At 66.5% G+C, this 20,824-nt stretch carries 19 protein-coding genes; 11 read left to right on the forward strand and 8 right to left on the reverse strand.

The window, feature by feature from the left end:
• The first annotated feature begins 19 nt into the window (after positions 1–19).
• Both O3305_RS13025 and O3305_RS13030 read left to right on the forward strand, forming a co-directional pair.
• Positions 20–940: a hypothetical protein gene (locus O3305_RS13025; protein WP_269572944.1), complete on the forward strand. Its 921-nt coding sequence runs from the start codon at positions 20–22 to the stop codon at positions 938–940.
• Between the two features lie 76 nt (positions 941–1,016).
• A complete protein-coding gene (locus tag O3305_RS13030; protein WP_269572945.1) occupies positions 1,017–1,949 on the forward strand; it encodes a glutaminase in 933 nt (310 codons plus the stop codon).
• On the opposite strand, the gene O3305_RS13035 is transcribed toward O3305_RS13030, so the two are convergent.
• From O3305_RS13035 to O3305_RS13055, 5 genes are all read right to left on the reverse strand, one after another.
• Complete coding sequence (locus O3305_RS13035) at positions 1,946–2,344, reverse strand: hypothetical protein (protein WP_269572946.1); 399 nt, start codon at positions 2,342–2,344, stop codon at positions 1,946–1,948. The genes O3305_RS13030 and O3305_RS13035 overlap by 4 nt on opposite strands.
• Before the next feature lie 439 nt (positions 2,345–2,783).
• Positions 2,784–3,326: a hypothetical protein gene (locus O3305_RS13040; protein ID WP_269572947.1), complete on the reverse strand. Its 543-nt coding sequence runs from the start codon at positions 3,324–3,326 to the stop codon at positions 2,784–2,786.
• Between the two features lie 79 nt (positions 3,327–3,405).
• Positions 3,406–5,592, reverse strand: coding sequence for an excinuclease ABC subunit UvrB (gene uvrB, locus O3305_RS13045; RefSeq protein ID WP_269572948.1), 2,187 nt, complete (start codon positions 5,590–5,592; stop codon positions 3,406–3,408).
• Between the two features lie 46 nt (positions 5,593–5,638).
• Positions 5,639–6,043 carry a hypothetical protein gene (locus O3305_RS13050; RefSeq protein WP_269572949.1) on the reverse strand — a complete coding sequence of 135 codons (405 nt, stop codon included), beginning with the start codon at positions 6,041–6,043 and terminating at the stop codon, positions 5,639–5,641.
• Complete coding sequence (locus O3305_RS13055) at positions 6,040–7,056, reverse strand: LysM peptidoglycan-binding domain-containing protein (protein ID WP_269572950.1); 1,017 nt, start codon at positions 7,054–7,056, stop codon at positions 6,040–6,042. The genes O3305_RS13050 and O3305_RS13055 overlap by 4 nt, the downstream gene beginning before the upstream one ends.
• A 183-nt stretch (positions 7,057–7,239) precedes the next feature.
• Between O3305_RS13055 and O3305_RS13060 the strand changes: the two genes are divergently transcribed.
• A complete protein-coding gene (locus tag O3305_RS13060) occupies positions 7,240–7,812 on the forward strand; it encodes a DUF3617 domain-containing protein (RefSeq protein ID WP_269572951.1) in 573 nt (190 codons plus the stop codon).
• Between the two features lie 45 nt (positions 7,813–7,857).
• Here the strand turns inward: O3305_RS13060 and O3305_RS13065 are convergent, their stop codons facing one another.
• The 3 genes from O3305_RS13065 to O3305_RS13075 all read right to left on the reverse strand — a co-directional run bounded on the left by O3305_RS13065 (position 7,858) and on the right by O3305_RS13075 (position 10,151).
• On the reverse strand, positions 7,858–8,319 hold the full coding sequence (locus O3305_RS13065) for a hypothetical protein (RefSeq protein ID WP_184164510.1): 462 nt from the start codon (positions 8,317–8,319) through the stop codon (positions 7,858–7,860).
• A gap of 106 nt (positions 8,320–8,425) precedes the next feature.
• A complete protein-coding gene (locus O3305_RS13070) occupies positions 8,426–8,857 on the reverse strand; it encodes a hypothetical protein (RefSeq protein WP_269572952.1) in 432 nt (143 codons plus the stop codon).
• 55 nt (positions 8,858–8,912) lie between these two features.
• Positions 8,913–10,151 carry an MBL fold metallo-hydrolase gene (locus O3305_RS13075; RefSeq protein WP_269572953.1) on the reverse strand — a complete coding sequence of 413 codons (1,239 nt, stop codon included), beginning with the start codon at positions 10,149–10,151 and terminating at the stop codon, positions 8,913–8,915.
• 75 nt (positions 10,152–10,226) lie between these two features.
• Here O3305_RS13075 and ligA point away from each other — a divergent pair, with 75 nt between their 5' ends.
• From ligA to O3305_RS13115, 8 genes are all read left to right on the forward strand, one after another.
• Positions 10,227–12,356 carry an NAD-dependent DNA ligase LigA gene (gene ligA, locus O3305_RS13080; RefSeq protein WP_269572954.1) on the forward strand — a complete coding sequence of 710 codons (2,130 nt, stop codon included), beginning with the start codon at positions 10,227–10,229 and terminating at the stop codon, positions 12,354–12,356.
• A 169-nt stretch (positions 12,357–12,525) separates the two neighbouring features.
• A complete protein-coding gene (locus O3305_RS13085) occupies positions 12,526–15,342 on the forward strand; it encodes a TonB-dependent receptor (protein ID WP_269572955.1) in 2,817 nt (938 codons plus the stop codon).
• 215 nt (positions 15,343–15,557) lie between these two features.
• Positions 15,558–16,595, forward strand: coding sequence for a sensor histidine kinase (locus O3305_RS13090; protein WP_269576512.1), 1,038 nt, complete (start codon positions 15,558–15,560; stop codon positions 16,593–16,595).
• Complete coding sequence (locus O3305_RS13095) at positions 16,592–17,398, forward strand: LytR/AlgR family response regulator transcription factor (RefSeq protein ID WP_269572956.1); 807 nt, start codon at positions 16,592–16,594, stop codon at positions 17,396–17,398. Before O3305_RS13090 ends, O3305_RS13095 begins: the two co-directional genes overlap by 4 nt.
• 76 nt (positions 17,399–17,474) lie before the next feature.
• On the forward strand, positions 17,475–17,822 hold the full coding sequence (locus tag O3305_RS13100; RefSeq protein ID WP_269572957.1) for a hypothetical protein: 348 nt from the start codon (positions 17,475–17,477) through the stop codon (positions 17,820–17,822).
• Positions 17,819–19,375, forward strand: coding sequence for a methyl-accepting chemotaxis protein (locus O3305_RS13105; RefSeq protein WP_269572958.1), 1,557 nt, complete (start codon positions 17,819–17,821; stop codon positions 19,373–19,375). The genes O3305_RS13100 and O3305_RS13105 overlap by 4 nt, the downstream gene beginning before the upstream one ends.
• Positions 19,376–19,556: 181 nt before the next feature.
• Positions 19,557–20,324, forward strand: a complete 768-nt coding sequence (locus O3305_RS13110) for an isocitrate lyase/PEP mutase family protein (protein ID WP_269572959.1) — start codon at positions 19,557–19,559, stop codon at positions 20,322–20,324.
• Positions 20,325–20,328: 4 nt separating this feature from the next.
• Positions 20,329–20,661 (forward strand): GIY-YIG nuclease family protein, encoded by a 333-nt coding sequence (locus O3305_RS13115; protein ID WP_269572960.1) that lies wholly within the window; start codon positions 20,329–20,331, stop codon positions 20,659–20,661.
• Positions 20,662–20,824 lie beyond the last annotated feature (163 nt).

Genomic DNA, 20,824 nt, shown 5'->3' on the forward strand with positions numbered 1-20,824 from the left:
TTTGTTCAACGAGGTACCTGTGCGGAAACTGTCTCAAGCAATCGGCGCGGCTGCGCTGCTCCTCGCCACCCCGGCCTTCGCGCAGGACCGCGCCGATTCCGACGGCCAGTCGACGATCATCGTCCGCGGCAAGGTGCTCGATGCCAAGGAGCAGGCACGGGCGCTGGTCGGCCGGATGTCGGTGCCGGTGGAGGGACAGCTCGCGCGCTACGGCGACGAGGTCTGCCCCTTCGTCTCGGGCTTTACCGATGTCTATGCCCAGAAGGTCGCCGCGCGCATTCGCAAGGTGGCGACGGAGGCGGGCGCGAAGCCCGGCGACGCCAGGTGCCGGCCCAATCTGGTGGTGGTGATCGTGGATGACGGCCGCGAATTCACTCGCGAGCTCTACCGCCTCTATCCCACCCAGTTCACCGACATGGACCCCACCAAGCGCAAGCGCCTGCTCGCCTCCACGGCGGCAGCGCGCAGCTGGACCGTCACGCGCATCCATAACGAGGATGGCCAGATGATCGGCGAATCCCGTTCGAGCGACAGCGACACCAGCGGGAACGGCGCGCGGATCACCATCGGCAACGGCAAGCCGGTGCTGCGCATCCCCCAGGCATCGATCATCAACCAGTCCACCCAGCAGCAGATCGAGCTCGCCTATGTCGTGATCGAGACGCGCGCGACGCTCGGCAAGAACCTGATGCAGGTGGCCGATTATGCCGCGATGCGCGGCCTGATGCAGAGCCGCCCCGAAAAGCTGGCGACCGACGACGACACCATCCTGCGCCTGTTCGAGCCCGGCGCGCTGCCCGGCCCGACGACCCTGACCGCCAGCGATCGTGCCTATCTTTCCGGCCTCTATTATGGCCGCGGCAACCGCAGCGCGGCGTCGCAGATGGGGCAGATCACCTCCGGCGTCGCCAAGAGCACCGGCGAACCGGCAAACCCCTAGTCGGGCGCGGCGGGGCGCCGGCGGCTATTTCGGCGCGATGATTTGCGTTCGCGCCGTCGCCGTCTAGCAAGGGCAGATGGAAAGCCTGTCGCGGATCGTTGCCGATATCGCCGCCGAGATGGCCGCAGCGCCCGATCGCGGCACCCCGGCCCAGTATATCCCGCCCCTCGCCGCCGTGGATCCGGCGCATTTCGGCATCGCGATCACCCTTGCGGACGGCAGCGAATATGCCGCCGGCGACGCGGATCTGCCCTTCTCGATCCAGTCGGTCTCCAAGGTGTTCGCGCTCACCCAGGCGCTGGGCGCGGTGGGGGACCAGCTCTGGCAGCGCGTCGGGCGCGAGCCTTCGGGAAGCGCGTTCAACTCGATCGTCCAGCTCGAGACCGAGCACGGCATCCCGCGCAATCCCTTCGTCAACGCCGGCGCGATCGTGGTCGACGATGTCCTGCTCGGCCGCGGCGCCCCGCGTGAAGTCATCGGCGAGATGCTGCGCTTCGTGCGCGGACTGGCGGGCGACGAGGCGATCCATGTCGACGAAACCGTCGCCCGGGCGGAGCAGGACACTGGCTTCCGCAACTTCGCGCTTGCCCAGTATATGCGCGCCTTCGGCAACCTCCACCGCCCGGCAGAGGAAGTGCTCGGCGTCTATTTCCACCAATGCGCCATCGCGATGAGCTGCCGCCAGCTCGCCCGCGCAGGCCGCTTCCTGATGGCGGGCGGGGTCCAGCCCGATACCGGGCTCAGCATCGTCTCGACGCGCCGCGCCCGCCGCATCAACGCGCTGATGCTCACCTGCGGCCATTATGACGGATCGGGCGAATTCGCCTTCCGCGTCGGCCTGCCGGGCAAGTCGGGCGTGGGCGGCGGGATCCTCGCGGTCGCTCCTGGCATCGCTTCGATCGCGGTCTGGTCGCCGGGGCTCAACGAGCGCGGCAATTCGCAGCTCGGCACGCTGGCGCTCGAGCGGCTGGTCCATCACACCGGCTGGTCGATCTTCGATCCGCGCTAGGGGCAGATCGCGTTCCTGAGGCCTTCGATCGCAGTGATCCTGCCGGCGTCGGCCTGCCACCAGACGCGGGCGATCTCGATGCAGGGGAAGCCCTCCCGCCGCCAGTCGGCGCCGTGCGAGGGCGGGCTGACCGTGAAACCCTGTGCGGCAAGCTCGCGGATCAGCGCTGCTTCGTCACTGCCCCTCGGGAAGCGCGCACGCAGCCGCGCCGTCAGCGCCGGGCTCGCTTTGGCATATTCGCCGGGCAAGTCGCGCAGCAGCGCCGGGGCCTGTGCCTCGCCGGCTCCCGAGCCCGGGAACAGCAGGTTGCCGATGACGACGCCGAGCAGGCCCAGCACCAGGCCACCGCCCGCAATGCGGATCCAGCGCCATGCCGGGCTGCCGCGATCGATCATCTCGCCTTCCCCAAAATGAAAGAGGTCGCCGGGGCGTCTCCCGACGACCCGGCGACCTCCGACATGGTCAGCGGCCGGAAGCTCCAGCCCGGGAGACCATGCGGACCGCTTTGCTTCGGACTGACGCCGTTGATTGGAGGAGAATACCTCCCGGCGCCGTACGATCGGAGGGCTTCCGATCGCGCCTGAAGCTTAGCGGTGCGTCTCCCGAACGAACTGAACCGACCCCATTGCTGAACCATGAGACATCGGATCACCTCCTTTCGCTAGTTGAAGAAGCCTGTGCACTCGAAGGGCACGCCAACTATTTGAATCACCGCGAGTCGCAGAACAAGTCTTGTATAAAATCTTTTTCTGAGCGATTCTGGAATTCTGGGCCGGAAGCTGGCCCGGGCACCCCCGGCATCGCTACCAAAGGCCCGCCGCCGCGACCCGCGGCCTAGCTGCGGCAATCCTCGGCGACGCGCAGGATCTCGGCATAGGCCGGCACCACCAGAGTCGGCAGCCCGCTGCCCTCCACCAGGAAGCGCCCGCGGCTATAGCCCATGGCGTCGAGGACGGAATCGCGCGGCCCCAGATCGGCGGCCAGCCAGGGCGTGGCGCCGGCAGGCAGCGGCTGGACGGGAAGCTGGCGCAGCGTGCTGGTGGTGCGCACCGTCAGGTTCGCCGCACCCTCACCGCGGCGCGACAGCACCACCCGGCCGCGCGCATTGTCGCAGCGCAGGATCAGCTCCGCCTCGGCCCCGGCCACGCCATAGAGCGCGACCGAGCCGCGCCCGTCCTGCTTGTAGGCCCAGGTCCCGGGCGTCAGCGGCCAATCGCGCCAGTCGGCACCCAGCGTGGGGGGCGGCGCGGGCGCGGGTGCCGGAGCGGGCGTGGGCACGGGAACCGGCCGGGGTGCCGGCGGCGGCACGATGGGCGGGGTTTCCGAACAGCCCGCAATGGCAAGCGCGGAGGCGAAGACGAGCAATTGGCGGCGCATGCCCGGCCTTATGGGGGAAGTACCGGAAGGGCTCAACCGCCGCGGCGACGAAACGGCCCGCCGGCGCGTGGCGACGTGCCTAGCGCTTCCCGCCCCATTTCTTCTGCACCTTGCCGTAGCGCGTCTTGCGCGTGCCCGGCTTGCCTTCGTTCGACCGCCCCATGACCGGCGCCTTGCGCTGGTCCTCGGGCAGGCCGAGCTCCTCGGCTTCGAGCGCACGGATCTCGTCGCGCAGGCGCCCGGCTTCCTCGAACTCGAGGTTCGCCGCCGCGTCGCGCATCTTCTTCTCGAGTTCCTCGATATACGCGCGCAGGTTGTGGCCGACCATGTGCGGACGGTCGGCGTCGATCTCGACCGTCACCTGGTCCTTCGAGGCGACGTGCGCGATGATATCGCCGATATTGCGCTTGATCGTCGCCGGCGTGATGCCGTGCTCGCGGTTATATTCCTCCTGCTTCTCGCGGCGGCGGCCGGTCTCGGCAAGCGCGCGCTCCATGCTGCCGGTCATGCGATCGGCATAGAGGATCACCCGCCCCTCGACGTTGCGCGCCGCGCGACCGATCGTCTGGATCAGCGAGGTCTCGCTGCGCAGGAAGCCTTCCTTGTCGGCATCGAGGATCGCGACGAGGCCGCATTCCGGGATGTCGAGGCCCTCGCGCAGCAGGTTGATGCCGACGAGCACGTCGTACACGCCCATGCGCAGGTCGCGGATCAGCTCGATGCGCTCCAGCGTCTCGGTGTCCGAGTGCATGTAGCGGACCTTCACGCCCGCCTCGTGCATATATTCGGTCAAATCCTCGGCCATGCGCTTGGTGAGCGTCGTCACCAGCGTGCGATAGCCCTTGGCCGTGGTCGCCTTGCACTCCTGGATCAGGTCCTGGACCTGCTCCTCGACCGGCTTGATCTCGACCGGCGGATCGATGAGCCCGGTCGGGCGGATCACCTGCTCGACGAACACGCCGCCGGTCTGCTCCATCTCCCAGCCGCCCGGCGTCGCCGAGACATAGACGGTCTGCGGACGCATCGCCTCCCATTCGTTGAAGCGCAGCGGCCGGTTGTCGATCGCGCTGGGCAGGCGGAAGCCGTACTCGGCCAGCGTCACCTTGCGGCGATGGTCGCCGCGCGACATGCCGTTGATCTGGCCGATCGTCTGGTGGCTCTCGTCGACGAAGAGCAGCGCGTTCTCCGGCAGATACTCGAACAGCGTGGGCGGCGGCTCGCCGGGCAGGCGTCCGGTGAGGAAACGCGAGTAGTTCTCGATGCCCGCGCAACTGCCCGTCGCGGCGATCATCTCGAGGTCGAAATTCGTGCGCTGCTCCAGCCGCTGGTGCTCGAGCAGCTTGCCCTCCGCCTCCAGCTCCTTGAGCCGCTCGCTCAGCTCGTGGCGGATGCCCTCCATCGCCTGCTTCATCGTCGGCCCGGGCGTCACATAGTGCGAGTTGGCGAAGACGCGGACATAGTCGAGGCTCGCCACCTTCGCGCCGGTCAGCGGGTCGAACTCGGTGATCTCCTCGATATCGTCGCCGAAGAAGGAAATGCGCCAGGCGCTGTCCTCATAGTGCGAGGGGAAGATCTCCAGGCTGTCGCCGCGCACCCGGAAGGCGCCGCGCCCGAAGGCGGCGTCGTTGCGCTTGTACTGGAGCGCGACCAGCTTGCGGATCACCTCGCGCTGGTCGACCGACTGGCCCTTCTTCAGGTCGAAGATCATCGCCGAATAGGTCTCGACCGAGCCGATACCGTAGAGGCACGACACCGAGGCAACGATGATGACGTCGTCGCGCTCGAGCAGCGAACGCGTCGCCGAGTGGCGCATCCGGTCGATCGCCTCGTTCACCGAGCTTTCCTTCTCGATGTAGGTGTCCGACCGCGGAACGTACGCCTCGGGCTGGTAGTAGTCGTAATAGCTGACGAAATACTCGACCGCGTTCTCCGGGAAGAACGACTTCATCTCGCCATAGAGCTGCGCGGCCAGGATCTTGTTCGGCGCCAGAACCAGCGCCGGGCGCTGCAGCGTCTCGATCACCTTGGCCATGGTATAGGTCTTGCCCGAGCCGGTGACGCCCAGCAGCACCTGATCCCGCTCGCCGGCCCGTGCCTGCTCGACCAGCTCGGGGATCGCGAACCGCTGGTCGCCCGAGGGCTCATATTCGCTGACGAGCTTGAACGGCCGCCCGCCCTCGAGCTTGTCGGGGCGCTGCGGGCGGTGGGGGACAAAGCTCTGCCCGGTCTCGGGCTCGGCCAGGCTGGTGCGAATCTGGATTGCCATCGCGGGGAATATGGGAAGCGGGGGAGGCGGTAGCAATCGCGGCAGGTTACAGTTCGATGAGATCCGATGGCGGCGTGGGATATTTGATTGGCTTGTCGCCGTATCTCTCCTTCAAGACCCGGCGGCGGCGCTCCTCTGGTCCTTCGTCATTGGAAATCTCATCGGGATATTGGAAACTGGCGTCGAATGCTTTTCCGACGATGGCATAGGACAGTGTGGCCCAGGCTTTTCCAGGCCCAGACGCGTACCACGCTTCGAAGAGCACCGTAGAAAGCGCAGCGCTAGCTTCGATATATTCGACACTGTTCCCCCTATCCAGGAACAATGCCTCGTAGATCGCTCCAGGCTCTGCCTCCGCATACAAAAATGCACCATCTGGGTCGCCATCGATCTCGTCGGCTATCGCCTGGCCGATCGCATTGAGGCATTCATCCATGGATTTTTCGGTCATTGTCCTCCCCCTCCGGACGTGTTCTTGAAACGGCGAATATGGGGTTCGCCATCGATCCAATAATACGCCACTATCAAATTAGGCCGCCTAGACAGGCCTTCATAGCTGGCCCGAATATCGACTCTCACCTTTTGACCGGCCTTCAAGGCGTTGTTCCAACTTCGCTCAAGCCCCGCATATGCAGTCACATTGAAGGAACCGTCCTGGGCGAAGTGGTTGAACCAGTCTTTGGGGCCATTGAACACGCGCGCAATGACATGACCGCCGTGATCCTTGGGCAAGCGATCGGGACCGCCCGCCATCTCTTGCGCTTTCCGCGAACGACCCTGCGCTGGATTGCGGGTGAGAATACCAGTCACCCGCTTGAACCGGTTGGCCAAATCCAACTCATACAGATAGCCATTTCTTGAAATCCGTTGATACGTAGCGCTGATCTGCTCCGCCACGGACGGCGGCTTCGCGGGGTTGGGCGGCATCCGCCCATCATGGGTTCCCATATACAGTGCCAGGGCCATGAACTTGCTGCGAGCATCCCGCCCCTCATCCAACGAGCGCTGCGTAGGCAGCATAAGCATCTGCCCTATGCGCAACTTGCCCACGGGAATGCGGTTCAGCCCTGCGAGATCTTCAACGGTCAGCCCCTTCCGCATGCGTGCGATGCTGGTCAGGCTATCGCCCGGTCGAACAACGTAAACTTTCCAGTTCGCCGGATGCCAGGGACTCAGATCGCTGCGATCCGGAACATAGGGATCGCGCTCCGACGGCTGCCGCCGCCCTCCATAATCTTCGCGTATCAGCTTGGCGCCGGCCTCGCGGTCGCGCTGCGTGTGATCCTGCGGCGCATAGCCATTCGGATAGAACCGCCCCTGTCCGACAAAGGTGAAACGGCCGTTCCCGGTATCGTGCCAGGGGTTGAACTTGAACTCGACGCCCGGCGCCGCACGATACCCCGTCCGCAGATAGATCGCGAAGGCGCTCTCAGCCCTTCGGGAATTCGATCGCTTCAATTTCATGTGCCACCTCTCCCCGGGCAGCAACGTGGGGACCCCATGGAACATATCAAGAACAACTGAACCTATTTGGTTCAAATTCACTGCGGGTCCCGGGTATCCCGCCGACCGCGGCGCCAATCGCCCCTTGTAATCCCCCGCAAGTTCCGTTCTGGCTGCCCCGCACGCCAACCCCAGGGGAACATCATGCGTCTGACGATTCTCGCTGCCGGAGCGCTGCTCCCGCTCGCCGCCTGCAACCAGGGGCCCTCGACCGAGGAGAGCGCGCGTCAGACCGGGGTGATCCAGCTGGAGAATGCCAGCATGGAAGAGGTCGCCAAGCAGAGCGCGGCGGCCGAGACCAAGGCGCCCGGCCAGTCGGCGGGCCAGTGGGAGGAAGGCGAGCAGCTGGTCGCGCTCGAGGCCGGCGGCGCACCCGAGGAGAAGGTCGCCCCGCTCAAGGCCGAGATCGGCAAGCCGCCGCGGATGCGCAGCGGCTGCCGCACCGCGCAGGACGTCAAGCCGTTCGACGTCACGCAATTCCCGGCGATGCAGAGCATCTGCCGCTTCCCCAAATTCGCTTCGAAGGCGGGCAAGGTCGATGCGGTGATGGAATGCACCACGCCGGCGGGCCCTTCGCGCGTGTCGATCAGCGGCACCCAGGGTCCCAACGCCTATGACCTGACGATGAAGCGCAGCATGACCATGCCCGGCCAGACCAAGGAATCGTCGATGACGATCCGCCTGACCGGCAAGCGCCTGGGCGCGTGCAAGGCGTGACCCGCCACGGCGCATGCCGCACGGGCATGCGCCGATCAGCCGGCGTCAATATTCGCGACGATAGGCGATGCGCCACATCAGCGTGGCGGTAGCGGCAGCGAACAGGGCCAGGATACCGCTGGTCGCCAGCGCGCTGAGCCAGCGTAGCACGAGCGCGCGATTGTCCATCGGCGGCATCTCGAACAGCCCGAAGCCATAGGTCTGCGCGCCGATGAAGATGGCGAGCGCGGTCAGCGCGCCGACCAGCGCGGCATGGCGCGCGCGGCGCAGCCCGGCGACATGCATTGCCACCCAGACCGGCCCGCCCACCGCGGTGATCGCGATGCCGGCGATCAGGCTGCCGATCATCCAGCCGCCGACCAGGCTGAGCGGGTCGCGCTTGCCGCCGAGCAGCAGCAGCCCGAGCACGATCAGCCCGGCAAACATACTGCCCACGCCCAGCGCCAGGCCGGCGCGGTCGATGGTCGTGTCATAGCTTCGCACGGCGCTGGCGGCGCGGTCGTTCACTTGGGACCCCCTCCCGGATTCGCGGGAGGATAAACCCGGGCGCCGAGTCCCTTCAAGCACCTGAAAGATACGGAGGCCGCCCGAAACGGAACGGCCCCCGCGGCGCTCAGTTGACGATGGTGAAGCCGGGCACCGGCCGCGTCTCGCCGCCGTCATGATACATGTCGATATGGACATCGACCGCGTCCTTGCCGGGGCAGGTCACTTTGTAGAGATCGACGATGAAGCCATAGGGCCCTTCGCCGACATTGCCGGCGCGATCGAATTTCGGCGCGGTGCCATCCTCGCAGCGCAGCTTGCGCAGATAGGCGACTTCCCCCTCGGGCATGTTCTCGCGCACCGGATTCGCCTTGCTGCCGAGCGGCGATTCCGCGGCCTTGGCGATCGCCTTTTCGAGCTTGTTGCCCTTCATTCCCGCGCCCATCGACAGCATCATGTCGCGGCCCTTGTTGGGCAGCTTGCCTTCCTGCTTCTCCTGGATCGGCGCGGCGGCGATCCCCATTGCCGCGATCACGGCCAGGGCAATGAACTTGCGCATCTGTCTCTCCCCCTTCGAGAGGCCGCAGCCTAGCGCATCCGCGCCAAAGCGGAAGTCAGCGCAGCGCGTCGAAATTCCCGTTTCGGATGCAGCGATCGAGCCCGGCATAATCGGGCGCGCGCGGCGCAGCACCCATCGGCGGCACCTCGAAGCCCTGCCCGATCGGATGCGCGGCAAAGCTGGCCGGATCCTCGCCCGCGCATTGCATCATGCCGCGCAGCATTTTCGGCGGGGTCGCATAGCCTTCGCGCGACAGGCGGAAGGTGCCCCAATGCACCGCCAGCGAAGGCGGGCGGCCCAGCCCGTCCCATACCCGGATCGCGTCCTTCGGCCCGATATGGCTGCCGCTCTCCATCTGCCCTTCATCGAAGCGGAAGGCACCGATCGGGATCGCAGCGAAGCGGATCGGACCCAGCGCCGCTGCCTCGGCTGGCCATTTGCCGTCGCCGAGGCCGGTATCGCCGGCGAAGAAGAAATTGCCGTACGGCAGCCGCACCAAGAAGCTCGACCAGAGCGCACGATTGCGATCGGCGAACCAGCGGCTGTCCCAATGGTGGCTGCGCGTCACATGGACGACCGCCGGCCGCGGCGCCCGATACGGCTTGCCCTTCTCGGGCTCCTCGGAACGGATCGCGATCGCTTCCTCGCCCCAGTCGCGCGCGACGACACCCGGGCAATCGCCGCAATCAAACATCGGCGGCGACGGAATCCCCGCCTGATGCAGCAGCGTGTCGTTGCCCAGGCTGGTGACGATGATCGGATGGTCGCGGTCCCAGAGCCGCTTGAGCGTCGCCAGGTCCATATGGTCGTAGTGATTGTGGCTGACGAGGACGATATCGATCTTCGGCAGATCCTCGAAGCGCACGCCGGGCTCGGCCACCCGCTTCGGGCCGAAGCCATAGGGGCCGACCGTCTCGCTCCACACCGGGTCGGTGAGGATGTTGAGCCCGCTCGCCTGCACCAGCACGCTGGCATGGCCGATCCAGGTCACGCGCATCCGTTCACCCTCCACGCTGGCCGGCGGCTTGGAGGGCGTCACCGCAACCTTGTCGGGCCAGGCCGGTCGCGTCGGATCGCCGAATATCTGCTGCCAGAGCAATTTGTTGCGGCGCGTGGCGGAAATATCGAGCGCATCGCCGCCGTCCGGGTTGAAGAAGCGCTTGCCGTCGAAATGGCCGCTGACCGGCCCGGTATAGTAGATGCGATCGAGGAAGAAGGGCGCGGCCGTGGCGACGAGGCAGAACGCCACCACGATCCAGAGCAGCGAAGCGAGAGCAATCCGGATCAGGCGCATTGCCCACTTTATCGTTACGCCTTCGCCCGTCTTCAAGCTTGATCGTGGCAGGCCCGCCAGCCTAACCCCGGCGCCATGAATCCGCTTCCCCAGACTCCGGAACAGGCAGCAGCAGAGCTCGAGAAGCTCGCCGCCGAAATCGCGCACCACAACCGGCTCTACCACGCCGAGGATGCGCCCGAGATCAGCGACGCGGACTATGACGCGCTGATGCGGCGCAACACCGCGATCGAGGCGGCCTTCCCCGATCTGGTCCGCGCCGATTCGCCGTCGAAGCTGGTCGGCGCGGCCCCGTCGGGCGCCTTGTCCAAGATCGCCCATGCCCGACCGATGTTCAGCCTCGACAATGGCTTCAACGACGAGGATGTCGCCGACTTCCTCGGCCGCGTCCGCCGCTTTCTCAACCTTGGCGATGCCGAGCCGGTCGCGCTGACCGCGGAGCCCAAGATCGACGGGCTGTCCTGCTCGCTGCGCTATGTGAACGGCAAGCTGGTCCAGGCGCTCACCCGCGGCGACGGCCAGATCGGCGAGGACGTGACCGCCAATGCGCGCACGATCCGGGACATCCCGCATGAGATCAGCGGTGCGCCCGAAATCTTCGAGGTGCGCGGCGAAGTCTATATGGCCAAGGAGGATTTCGCCGCCCTGAATGCCAGGCTGCTCGCCGAGGCCGAGGCAAGCGGCAAGGAAGCCCGCCAGTTCGCCAATCCGCGCAACGCCGCCGCCGGCTCGCTGCGCCAGAAGGACGCGACCGTAACCGCCTCGCGCCCCCTGCGCTTCTGGGCCTGGGGCTGGGGCGAAGTCACGGCGCTGCCGGGCGAGACCCAGGTCGCGGTGATCCGCGCGATCGAGGCGATGGGCTTCCCGGTCTCGGACCTGTTCATCGGCCCCGTCGATCTCGATGCCGCGCTGGCGCAGTACCGGAAGATCGAAGCGGTGCGCGCCGACCTGCCCTTCGATATCGACGGCGTGGTCTACAAGGTGAACCGGCTCGACTGGCAGGCGCGGCTCGGTTTCGTCGGCCGCTTCCCGCGCTGGGGCCTGGCGCACAAATTCCCCGCCGAGCGCGCCCAGACGATCCTGCGCGCGATCGACATCCAGGTCGGCCGCACCGGCAAGCTCACGCCCGTGGCGCGACTCGAGCCGGTCACTGTCGGCGGCGTCGTCGTCACCAACGCCACGCTGCACAATGCCGACGAGATCGCGCGGCTCGGCGTGCGCCCCGGCGACCGCGTCGTCCTCCAGCGCGCAGGCGACGTGATCCCGCAGATCGTCGAGAACCTTACCCGCGACGAGGCACGCGAGCCCTGGGCCTTCCCGACCCATTGCCCGATCTGCAATTCCGAAGCGGTGGCGGAGGAAGGCGAAGTCGATATCCGCTGCACCGGCGGGCTGATCTGCCCGGCCCAGCGGCTCGAGCGGCTCAAGCATTTCGTCAGCCGCGGCGCGCTCGACATCGAGGGGCTGGGCGAGAAGACGCTGGTCGAGTTCCTCGATCTCGGCTGGATCGCCGAGCCGGCGGACATCTTCCGCCTTGCCGCGCACCGCGAGGAGCTGCTCGGGCGCGAAGGCTGGCAGGAGAAGTCGGTCGATGCGCTGATCGCCGCGATCGAAGCCAAGCGCGCCCCCGACGCGGCGCGGCTGCTGTTCGGTCTGGGCATCCGCCATATCGGCGCGATCACGGCACGCGACCTGCTCAAGCGCTACACCACCCTGCCCGCGCTGCAGGCGCTGGCCGACGAGGTGATCGCGCTGCGCGATGCCACCCCGCCCCAGATCGGCGAGACCGAGGCCAAGCATCGCGCCCGGCTCGACAAGGCCATCGCCGAGCATATCGGCGTCGAGAATGTCGGCGGTGCGGTCGGCCAGGCGCTGGCGGACTTCTTCCACGAGCCGCACAATCGCGCGGTGTGGGACGACCTGCTGCGCGAGGTGGCGCCGCCGCCCTACATCGTCGAAACCCGCGAATCGGAAGTCTCGGGAAAAACGCTGGTTTTCACCGGCACGCTGGAGGCGCTGAGTCGCGACGAAGCCAAGGCCCAGGCCGAATCGCTGGGCGCGCGAGTCGCCGGATCGGTGTCCGCGAAGACCGATCTGGTGATTGCCGGGCCCGGCGCCGGATCGAAGCTGAAAAAGGCCGCGGACCTCGGGATTCGCGTCATTTCCGAGAGCGAATGGCTGCAAATCGTCGCCACGGTGGCGTGACTTTTTTGCAACGCAACAATCCTGAATTACAGATTAACAGCCCGCCCCAGCATGACTCGGATTGACTGTCACAGGACCGACATAAAACAATAGCATGGGCGGCGACGACGGTGAACCGCACCGCGTTCAGTGCACACGATAAGCACACACCGAAAGGGAAACACCTCTAATGCGCACCAAGCTTTTTGCGGGCGTGGCTTTTGCCGCGCTGCTGATCCCGGGGGCCGCCTTCGCGCAGTCGACCGGTTCCGCGGACTTCGAGGGCGAGGAAATCGTCGTCACCGGTTCGCGTGTGAACACGGGTCAGATCACCATCCCCGATGAGCCGAAGACGCGCGTCACGGTGGGCGCCGAGACGATCTCGCGCCAGCGCCCCGGCCAGACGGTCAACGAAATCATCAACCTGGTTCCGGGCGTCAGCTTCCAGAACAACGACGCGACGGGCGCCGCGGGCGGCACCTTCACGATCCGCGGCTTCGACAGCTCGCGCATCTCGCAGACGCTGGACGGCATTCCGCTGAACGACACCGGCAACTATGCGATCTACACCAACCAGCAGCAGGATCCGGAAACGCTCGAATCGGTGAGCGTGAACCTGGGCACCACCGACGTGGACAGCCCCACGGCATCGGCCGTCGGCGGCACCGTCAACATCCGCACCCGCGTTCCCTCGGAGCAGTTCGGCGCGATGCTGTCGGGCACCTATGGTGACTATATCGGCATCGGCAACAACATGAGCCGCCCGATGTTCCGCATGTTCGGCATGGTCGACACCGGCGACATCGCCCACACCGGCGTCCGCGCCTTCTTCTCGGCTTCGAACCTCGAAGCCCGCCAGCCGTTCAACAACTATGGCCGCCTGAAGAAGCAGCAGTATAACGGCCGCATCTACAAGAGCCTGGGCGACAATGGCGACTTCGTCTCGCTCGCCGGCCAGTACAACGAGAACCGCAACAACTTCTTCGGTTCGGTTCCGCTGCGCACCGATCGCTATGCGAGCTACACCCTCGTTCCGGCGACCCCGACCACCCCGGCCTTCATCCAGGGCCTGGGCACCCGCATCACCGGTCCGAACAGCGCCAACCGCTTCCCGTGGAACCGCGACGAGCGCTACTACAACATCAACTATCCGTGCACGATCAACACCGCGGCACGTCCGGGTCTCGCCGACACGCCGTCGGCCGCTCCGGTTGCTCCGACCGCCGGCGCCAGCTGCGGCCAGGAATTCGATCGTCGCTACAACCCGTCGAACACCGGCAGCCTGCGCTTCGGTTCGCGCTTCTCGCTGACCGACAGCCTCGTCTTCACGCTCGACGCCAGCTACCAGTACACCAAGGCCAATGGCGGCGGCACGGTCAGCCTGCTCGAGGGCTGCGGCACCCAGGGCAGCACCACGCTGCGCACCTGCGGCGCGGGCACCTACACCGGCGTGATCAACACCACCGGCAACACCGGCAACGGTTCGCCGGGCGGCTTCGGCTATTATGTCGGCCGCGACCTGAACGGTGACGGCGACACCCTCGACACGATCCTCGCGATCGCGCCGAGCCAGACCCAGACCCGCCGCTTCGGCGCAGTCGCCAACCTGATCTATGACCTGAACGACAACAACCGCGTTCGCCTGACCTACACCTTCGACTATGGTCGTCACCGTCAGACCGGCGAAGCCGGCCTGGTCGGCACCGACGGCGAGCCGTTCGACGTGTTCCCGGTCAACAACGGGATCCTGGACTCGAAGGGCGCCCTGATCGAGAAGCGTGACCGCAAGTCGATCGCGATGCTCAACCAGGTGTCGGGCGAATATCGCGGCCAGTTCATGGACGAGAAGCTGATCGTCAAGGTCGGCGTCCGTGCACCGTTCTTCGAGCGTCGTCTCGACCAGCGCTGCTTCACCGTGCAGGGCAACGGCAACGTCTCGTGCATCTCGCCGAGCCAGGTTGCCGCCTATGCGGCCGCCAACCCCTACACCTACTTCGCGCCGGGCGTGACCACGGTCGGCACGGTCGTTCGTCCGACCACCGGTTCGTGCGCCATCACCACCCGCGCCTGCGTCGTCGGCTTCGCCCCGCCGCAGAAGCGCACCTTCAACTACAACCGCGCGCTTCCGAACGTCGGCGTCACCTACAAGTTCGGTGACGGCTACAGCGTCTATGCCAGCTATGCGAAGGGCCTCTCGGTCCCGGGCACCGACAACCTGTACAACTCGTTCTACTATGCGGCCGGTTCGCCCCAGGCGAAGCCGGTGCCGGAAACCACGGACAGCTTCGAAGGTGGCTTCCGCTACAACACCGGCAGCATCCAGGCGCAGCTGTCGGGCTGGTACACCAAGTTCCAGAACCGCACCGTCTCGGTCTACGACATCGAGAGCGACACCAGCGTGTATCGCAACCTCGGCGCCGTCGATAAGTATGGCTTCGAAGCGTCGATCGCCTATCGTCCGGTCCGCGACCTGACGGTCTATGCCTTCACTTCGTACCTGCACTCGAAGATCAAGGACAACATCGAGGCCGGCGTGACCTCGACCGGCACCGTCAACTACTTCCAGACGGCCGGCAAGCGTGAAGGCGGCTCGCCCGACTGGACCGTCGGTGGCCGCGTCCAGGGCACCATCGGCCTGTTCGACATCGGCGTGCAGTCGAAGTACACCGGCCCGCGCTTCGTCAACGACGAGAACCTGCCGGTCTATGGTTGCGCTGGCACCATCAGCGGCGGTCTCTGCCCGAGCGCGCAGCAGTACGTGATCTACTATGCGAAGATCCCGGCCTATGCGGTTGTCGACCTCGACGTCCGCTTCAACCTGGGCAAGCTGCTCGACAACCAGAAGACCTACTTCCAGCTCAACGTCAGCAACCTGTTCGACCGGTTCTACGTTGGCGGCCTGTCGGGCTCGTCGGGCTTCGTCGGCCTCCCGAACCGCTACTCGGTCGGCAACGCCATCATCGGCACGCCGCGCTCGATCACCGGCTCGCTGGTCGTCGCTTTCTAAGCGACCCGCCTGACGGCAACGAATTCCGCCGCTCCGGGCAACCGGGGCGGCGGTTTTCGTTTCGGGCACTCACGGTTTTGCCCTCGCGCCGCGCCGATGGTAGAGGCGGGTTCGTGGCGACCCTCGACCCAAGCTCTCCGTTCTTCGCGCAGCCGGTAAAGCCTCCGGTCGCGCTGTCGCGTCCGTTCTTCGAGGACAAGAACCGCGCCTTCTGGATGCTCCAGGCGGGCGGCTGGACCGGCTATCTGCTGCTGCGCACCGTGGTGTCGCTGTCCAACGGCTTCAGCGTCGAAGGCGTGATCGCGGTGATCATCGAGGCGATCATCGGCTATTGCCTCACGCTGCTGCTCTCGACGCTGTACGGCACGTACCGCCGGCTGCCGCGCATCCCCGCGATCCTGCTGACGCTGGCGACGCTCGGCACCGCCACCGTGATCTACGCGGTGCTCGATGCCTTCATCTATTCCTTCATCAAGATGCCGGAGCCGAGCATCTCGATCAATCTCGTCGTCGGCACGGTGTTCATCAACTTCACCGTGCTGGCCGGCTGGTCGGCGCTCTATTTCGCGGTGAACTTCTACCTGGTGGTCGAGCGCCAGATCGACCAGATGCAGGCGCTGGAGATGCAGGCCAGCCAGGCCCAGCTCGCGATGCTGCGCTACCAGCTCAACCCGCATTTCCTGTTCAACACGCTGAACTCGATCTCGACGCTGGTGCTGCTCAAGCAGACCGAGCGGGCGAACATCATGCTCAGCCGCCTCTCCTCCTTCCTGCGCTACACGCTCGCCAACGAACCGACCGCGCATGTCACGCTCCAGCAGGAGGCCGAGACGCTGAAGCTCTATCTCGAGATCGAGAAGATGCGCTTCGACGATCGCCTGCGCCCGGTGTTCGAGATCGACGAGCGCGTCGCCAAGGCGCGGCTGCCGTCGCTGCTGCTCCAGCCCTTGGTCGAGAACGCGATCAAATATGCGGTGACCCCGCAGGAGGAGGGCGCCGAAATCACCGTCTCCGCTCGGCTCGCCGGAGAACGGGTGCAGATCACCGTATCCGACACGGGTCCGGGATTGATCGAAGCCAAGCAGCGGCCGACTCTTTCAACCGGCGTGGGGCTCGCCAATATCAAGGAGCGGTTGGCCCAGGCTTTCGGGCCTGACCATCGATTTGAAGCGCGTTCGGACCCAGGGAAGGGGTTCAGCGTTGAGATCGAGATACCGTTCCAGATCGAGGAACCTAATCGAGAGGCCGCATGACCATTCGGACCATCCTGGTAGACGACGAATCCCTGGCAATTCAGGGGCTCGAGCTCCGGCTCCAGGAACATGAAGATGTCGAGATCATCGACAAATGCTCGAACGGGCGCGAAGCGATCCGTTCGATCAAGACGCACAAGCCAGACCTTGTCTTCCTCGACATCCAGATGCCCGGCTTCGACGGGTTCTCCGTCGTCCAGGGCCTGATGGAAGTCGAACCGCCGCTGTTCGTGTTCGTGACCGCCTATAGCGATCATGCCATCCGCGCCTTCGAGGCGCAGGCGATGGATTACCTCATGAAGCCGGTCGAACCCGCCCGGCTCGCCGACACGATCGAGCGGGTGCGCCAGCGCCTGAGCGAGAAGCGCGGCGTCGAGGAGATCGAGAAGCTCAAGGAAGTACTCGCCGAAGTCGCACCCGACGCGGCCGACGAGATCGCCGCCTCCGCCGTCGATGGCGAGATGGCGTCGAGCCGCTTCGAGAAGCTCATCAACATCAAGGATCGCGGCCAGATCTTCCGCGTCGACGTCGACACGATCGAGCGGATCGACGCGGCCGGCGATTACATGTGCATCTACACCGGCGACAACACGCTGATCCTGCGCGAGACGATGAAGGATCTGGAGAAGCGGCTCGATCCGCGCCGCTTCCAGCGCGTCCACCGCTCGACCATCGTGAACCTCGACCTGGTCCGCCAGGTCAAGCCGCACACCAATGGCGAGTGTTTCCTGGTGCTCGATTCGGGCGCGCAGGTGAAGGTGAGCCGCAGCTACCGCGACGTCGTCGCGCGCTTCGTCCACTAGGCGCCGCACCTCAGGAAAAATCCGCAGTCGCGGGCGTGACCGGACCGGCGCGCCCGCGATTTTTCTATAATGGAGGGTGCACCAGCACCCAGCCTCTCCGGCGACCGCCAAGCCGCGTGGCCGCCTGCCCCTCGCACTCGCGTGGCAGGCGCTGCTGCTGCTCGCCCCCGGCCTGCTGATCTTCGCGCCGCCCGTGAACGGCACGATGCTCCTCGTGCCGCTCTATCCGGCCAGCGCCGCCACGGTGGAGGATGCCGCCCTGGCAGCCGGCGGGACCCCGGGCGCCGTGGGCCCGCTGCCGCGCTCGCGCTTCGTCCAGGGCGATCGTGCCCGCCTGCTCCCCGCCGCGCTCCGCCGCGGCATGATTCTCGTCAGCGTATCGCCGCGCATCTGCGGCGAATTCCAGATGGAACCCCAGCAATGACCGAACTCTCCCTCGACGCGATGCGCCGCATGGGCATGAAGCTGCTCGCCGCCCTGATGGGCGTGATGGCGCTTGCCACCGTCGTCGGCACCTTCTTCACCAGCGTGGGCAATGAGGGCATCGCCCTGTTCCTCGCGCTGGCGCTGCCCGCCTGGCCGATCTGGCTGGCGCTGGGCGGCCGCACCGATGCGCAGGCCCGCATGGTGGTCACCATGACGATGGTCGCCCAGCCCGCGGTGATGCTGTTTGTCTTCCAGGGTCAGCCCTGGCAGGTCGACCTGCACATGCTGTTCTTCGCCTCGCTCGCCACCACGGCGATGCTGGTCGACTGGCGCGCGATCGTCGCCGGCGCCGCCGTCGTCGCGCTCCACCATCTCGGGCTCGGCATGCTGGTGCCCGACTGGGTGTTCCTCAACGGCGGCGGCCTCGGCCGCATCCTGCTCCACGCGGTGATCCTGATCGCCGAGACCGGTGCGCTCGTCTTCCTCTCGGCCCAGCTCGCCGGGCTGATCGACGCGCTCAACACCGAGACCCGCCAGCGCGCCGAGATCGAAGCGCGCACCGCCGCCGAGCGCGCGCGCCACGAGGCCGAGCTCACCACCGTCATCGAGACGGTCAGCGCCAGCCTCTCCGCGCTCGCCAGGGGCGATCTGCGCAGCGGCATCGCCGGGCACCTGCCCGCCGCCTATGCCGCGCTCGAGGCCGACTTCACCCAGGCGGTGGAAAGCCTGAGCAAGCTGATCGGCTCGGTCGGCATGGGCACCGAGGCGATCCGCCTCGCCTCGAGCGAGATCGCCGCCGCGTCGGAAGACCTTGCCCGCCGCACCGAGAGCACCGCCGCCAGCCTCGAGCAGACCAGCGAGGCGATCGGCCAGATGGACCACCGGCTCAAGGCGATCGCGATCAGCGCCGACGGCGTCGTCGCCCGTGCCGACGAAGCGATCCTCACCGTACGCGAGAGCCGCACCGTGGCCGATGAAGTCGTCGGCGCGATGGGCCGCGTGTCGGACAGCGCCAAGGGCATCGACGATGTGATCGAGGGCCTCGACAAGATCGCCTTCCAGACCCGCGTGCTCGCGATGAACGCCGCTGTGGAAGCCGGCCGTGCCGGCGAGGCGGGCCGCGGTTTCGCCGTGGTCGCCGATCTCGTCTCCGCGCTGGCGATGCGCGCGGAAGAGGAAGCCAAGCGCGCCCGCGAGCAGCTGACCGTCACCCAGGAAGACATCCAGAACGCCGTCGGCGCGGTCGGCAAGGTCGATGGCGCGCTCGGCAGCATCTCGGAGCATGTCGCCCAGGTCCACCAGCTGCTCGGCGCCATGGCCGAGGACAACCAGACCCAGGCCGCCGCGATCGGCCGGATCAGCAGCGCGATCGGCACGATGGACGCCACCACCCGCCAGAACGCCGCAATGGTCGAGGAAACCTCCGCCACCGCGCGCAAGCTCAGCGACGAAGTCGAGGTACTGGCCGACAGTGCCGCGCAGTTCCAGGTGGCGGACGCCCCGGCGAACCCGATTCGCCGCAACGCCCCGGCGAGCACCCGGCTGCATTGAGCCGACTGCGCTTCCATCTTGCACCGCCGCCCCGGCACGCGCCGGGGTGGTAGCGCAAACACGCGGCACCTGTCGCGAAACCCGCACCAGCTAACGCCACCCAACACAAAAGGACGCTACGGACTCTTGCGGTTGTTCTGATGCCGATCTAGAACAATAAGAGAACAAGAGGGGTTCCCAAATGTCCGCAAAGTTCCAGAGCTTCGCCGCGCTGCACGTGCCCGGCGATCCGGTGATCCTGTTCAACGTGTGGGACGCGGGGAGCGCCCGCGTCGCCGAGCGTGCGGGGGCGAAGGCGATCGCCACCGGCAGCGCCTCGGTCTCGACCGCGCATGGCTTTGACGATGCCGAGGCGCTGCCGCTCGAACTCGCGCTCGCCAATGCCCGGCGCACCGTCGCCGCGGTGGCGCTGCCGGTAAGCGTCGATTTCGAGGGCGGCTATGCCGTCGATCCCGATGCGGTTGCCGCCAATGTCGAGAAGCTTGCCGCCACCGGCGCGATCGGCTGCAATTTCGAAGACCAGGTCGTCGCGAGCAACGGCACCGCGGCACGCGTGATGCACAGCGCCGTGGAGCAGTCCTCGCGCATCGCGGCGATCCGCTGGACGGTGGGCCCGAACTTCTTCCTCAACGCCCGCACCGATATCTTCCTGATCGCGCCGGGCGACACGCATGACGCGGCGATGGCCGATGCGGCGATCGAGCGGGGCAAGGCCTATGCCGATGCCGGCGCCAGCGGCTTCTTCGTCCCCGGCCTGGCCGACCTGGCGCTGCTCGAGCGCGTGGCCAAGGCCGTGCCGCTCCCGGTCAACTTCATGGCCTTCCCCGGCGCGCCCGAGGCGAAGGCCGTGGCGGAAACCGGCGTGGCCCGCATCAGCCACGGCCCCTTCCCCCACATGGCCGCGCTCAAGGCCTTCGAGGACGCGGCACGGGCGGTGTTCGGGGGATGAACCGATGACGCGGGAACGAACACCCTGCGTCTATATCCTCGCCAGCGGTCCGAGAGGCACGATCTATATCGGCGTAACCTCGGACCTGCCCGGCCGGCTCTTCCAGCATCGTAATGGCATCACGGGTGGCTTCGTGCACGAGCACCGGGTCTACCGGCTGGTCTGGTACGAAGTCGCCGAATGCATGGAATCGGCCATCGCCCGCGAGAAGCAGCTCAAACGCTGGCACCGCGACTGGAAGCTCAACCTGATCGAACGCCAGAACCCCGAATGGAACGACCTGGCACCGCGTCTGGGAATTGCCGAGCCGCTGCCCCAACCCCCACCGTCATGCTGAACTCGTTTCAGCATCCAACGCGCGGCGGGCGACGCCGCCTGATCCGCCAGGCTACGGCCCGGCCCAGCCTTGGACCCTGAAACATGTTCGGGGTGGCGACGCCGGTGAGGCAGCCAAGCTTCGAAAGTCCGGACTGAACCTGCGCCGGCCCGCGAACTGCCGA

The sequence above is a fragment of the Sphingomonas sp. NIBR02145 genome, assembly GCF_027359115.1.
GTDB classification, from domain to species: domain Bacteria; phylum Pseudomonadota; class Alphaproteobacteria; order Sphingomonadales; family Sphingomonadaceae; genus Sphingomonas; species Sphingomonas kyeonggiensis_A.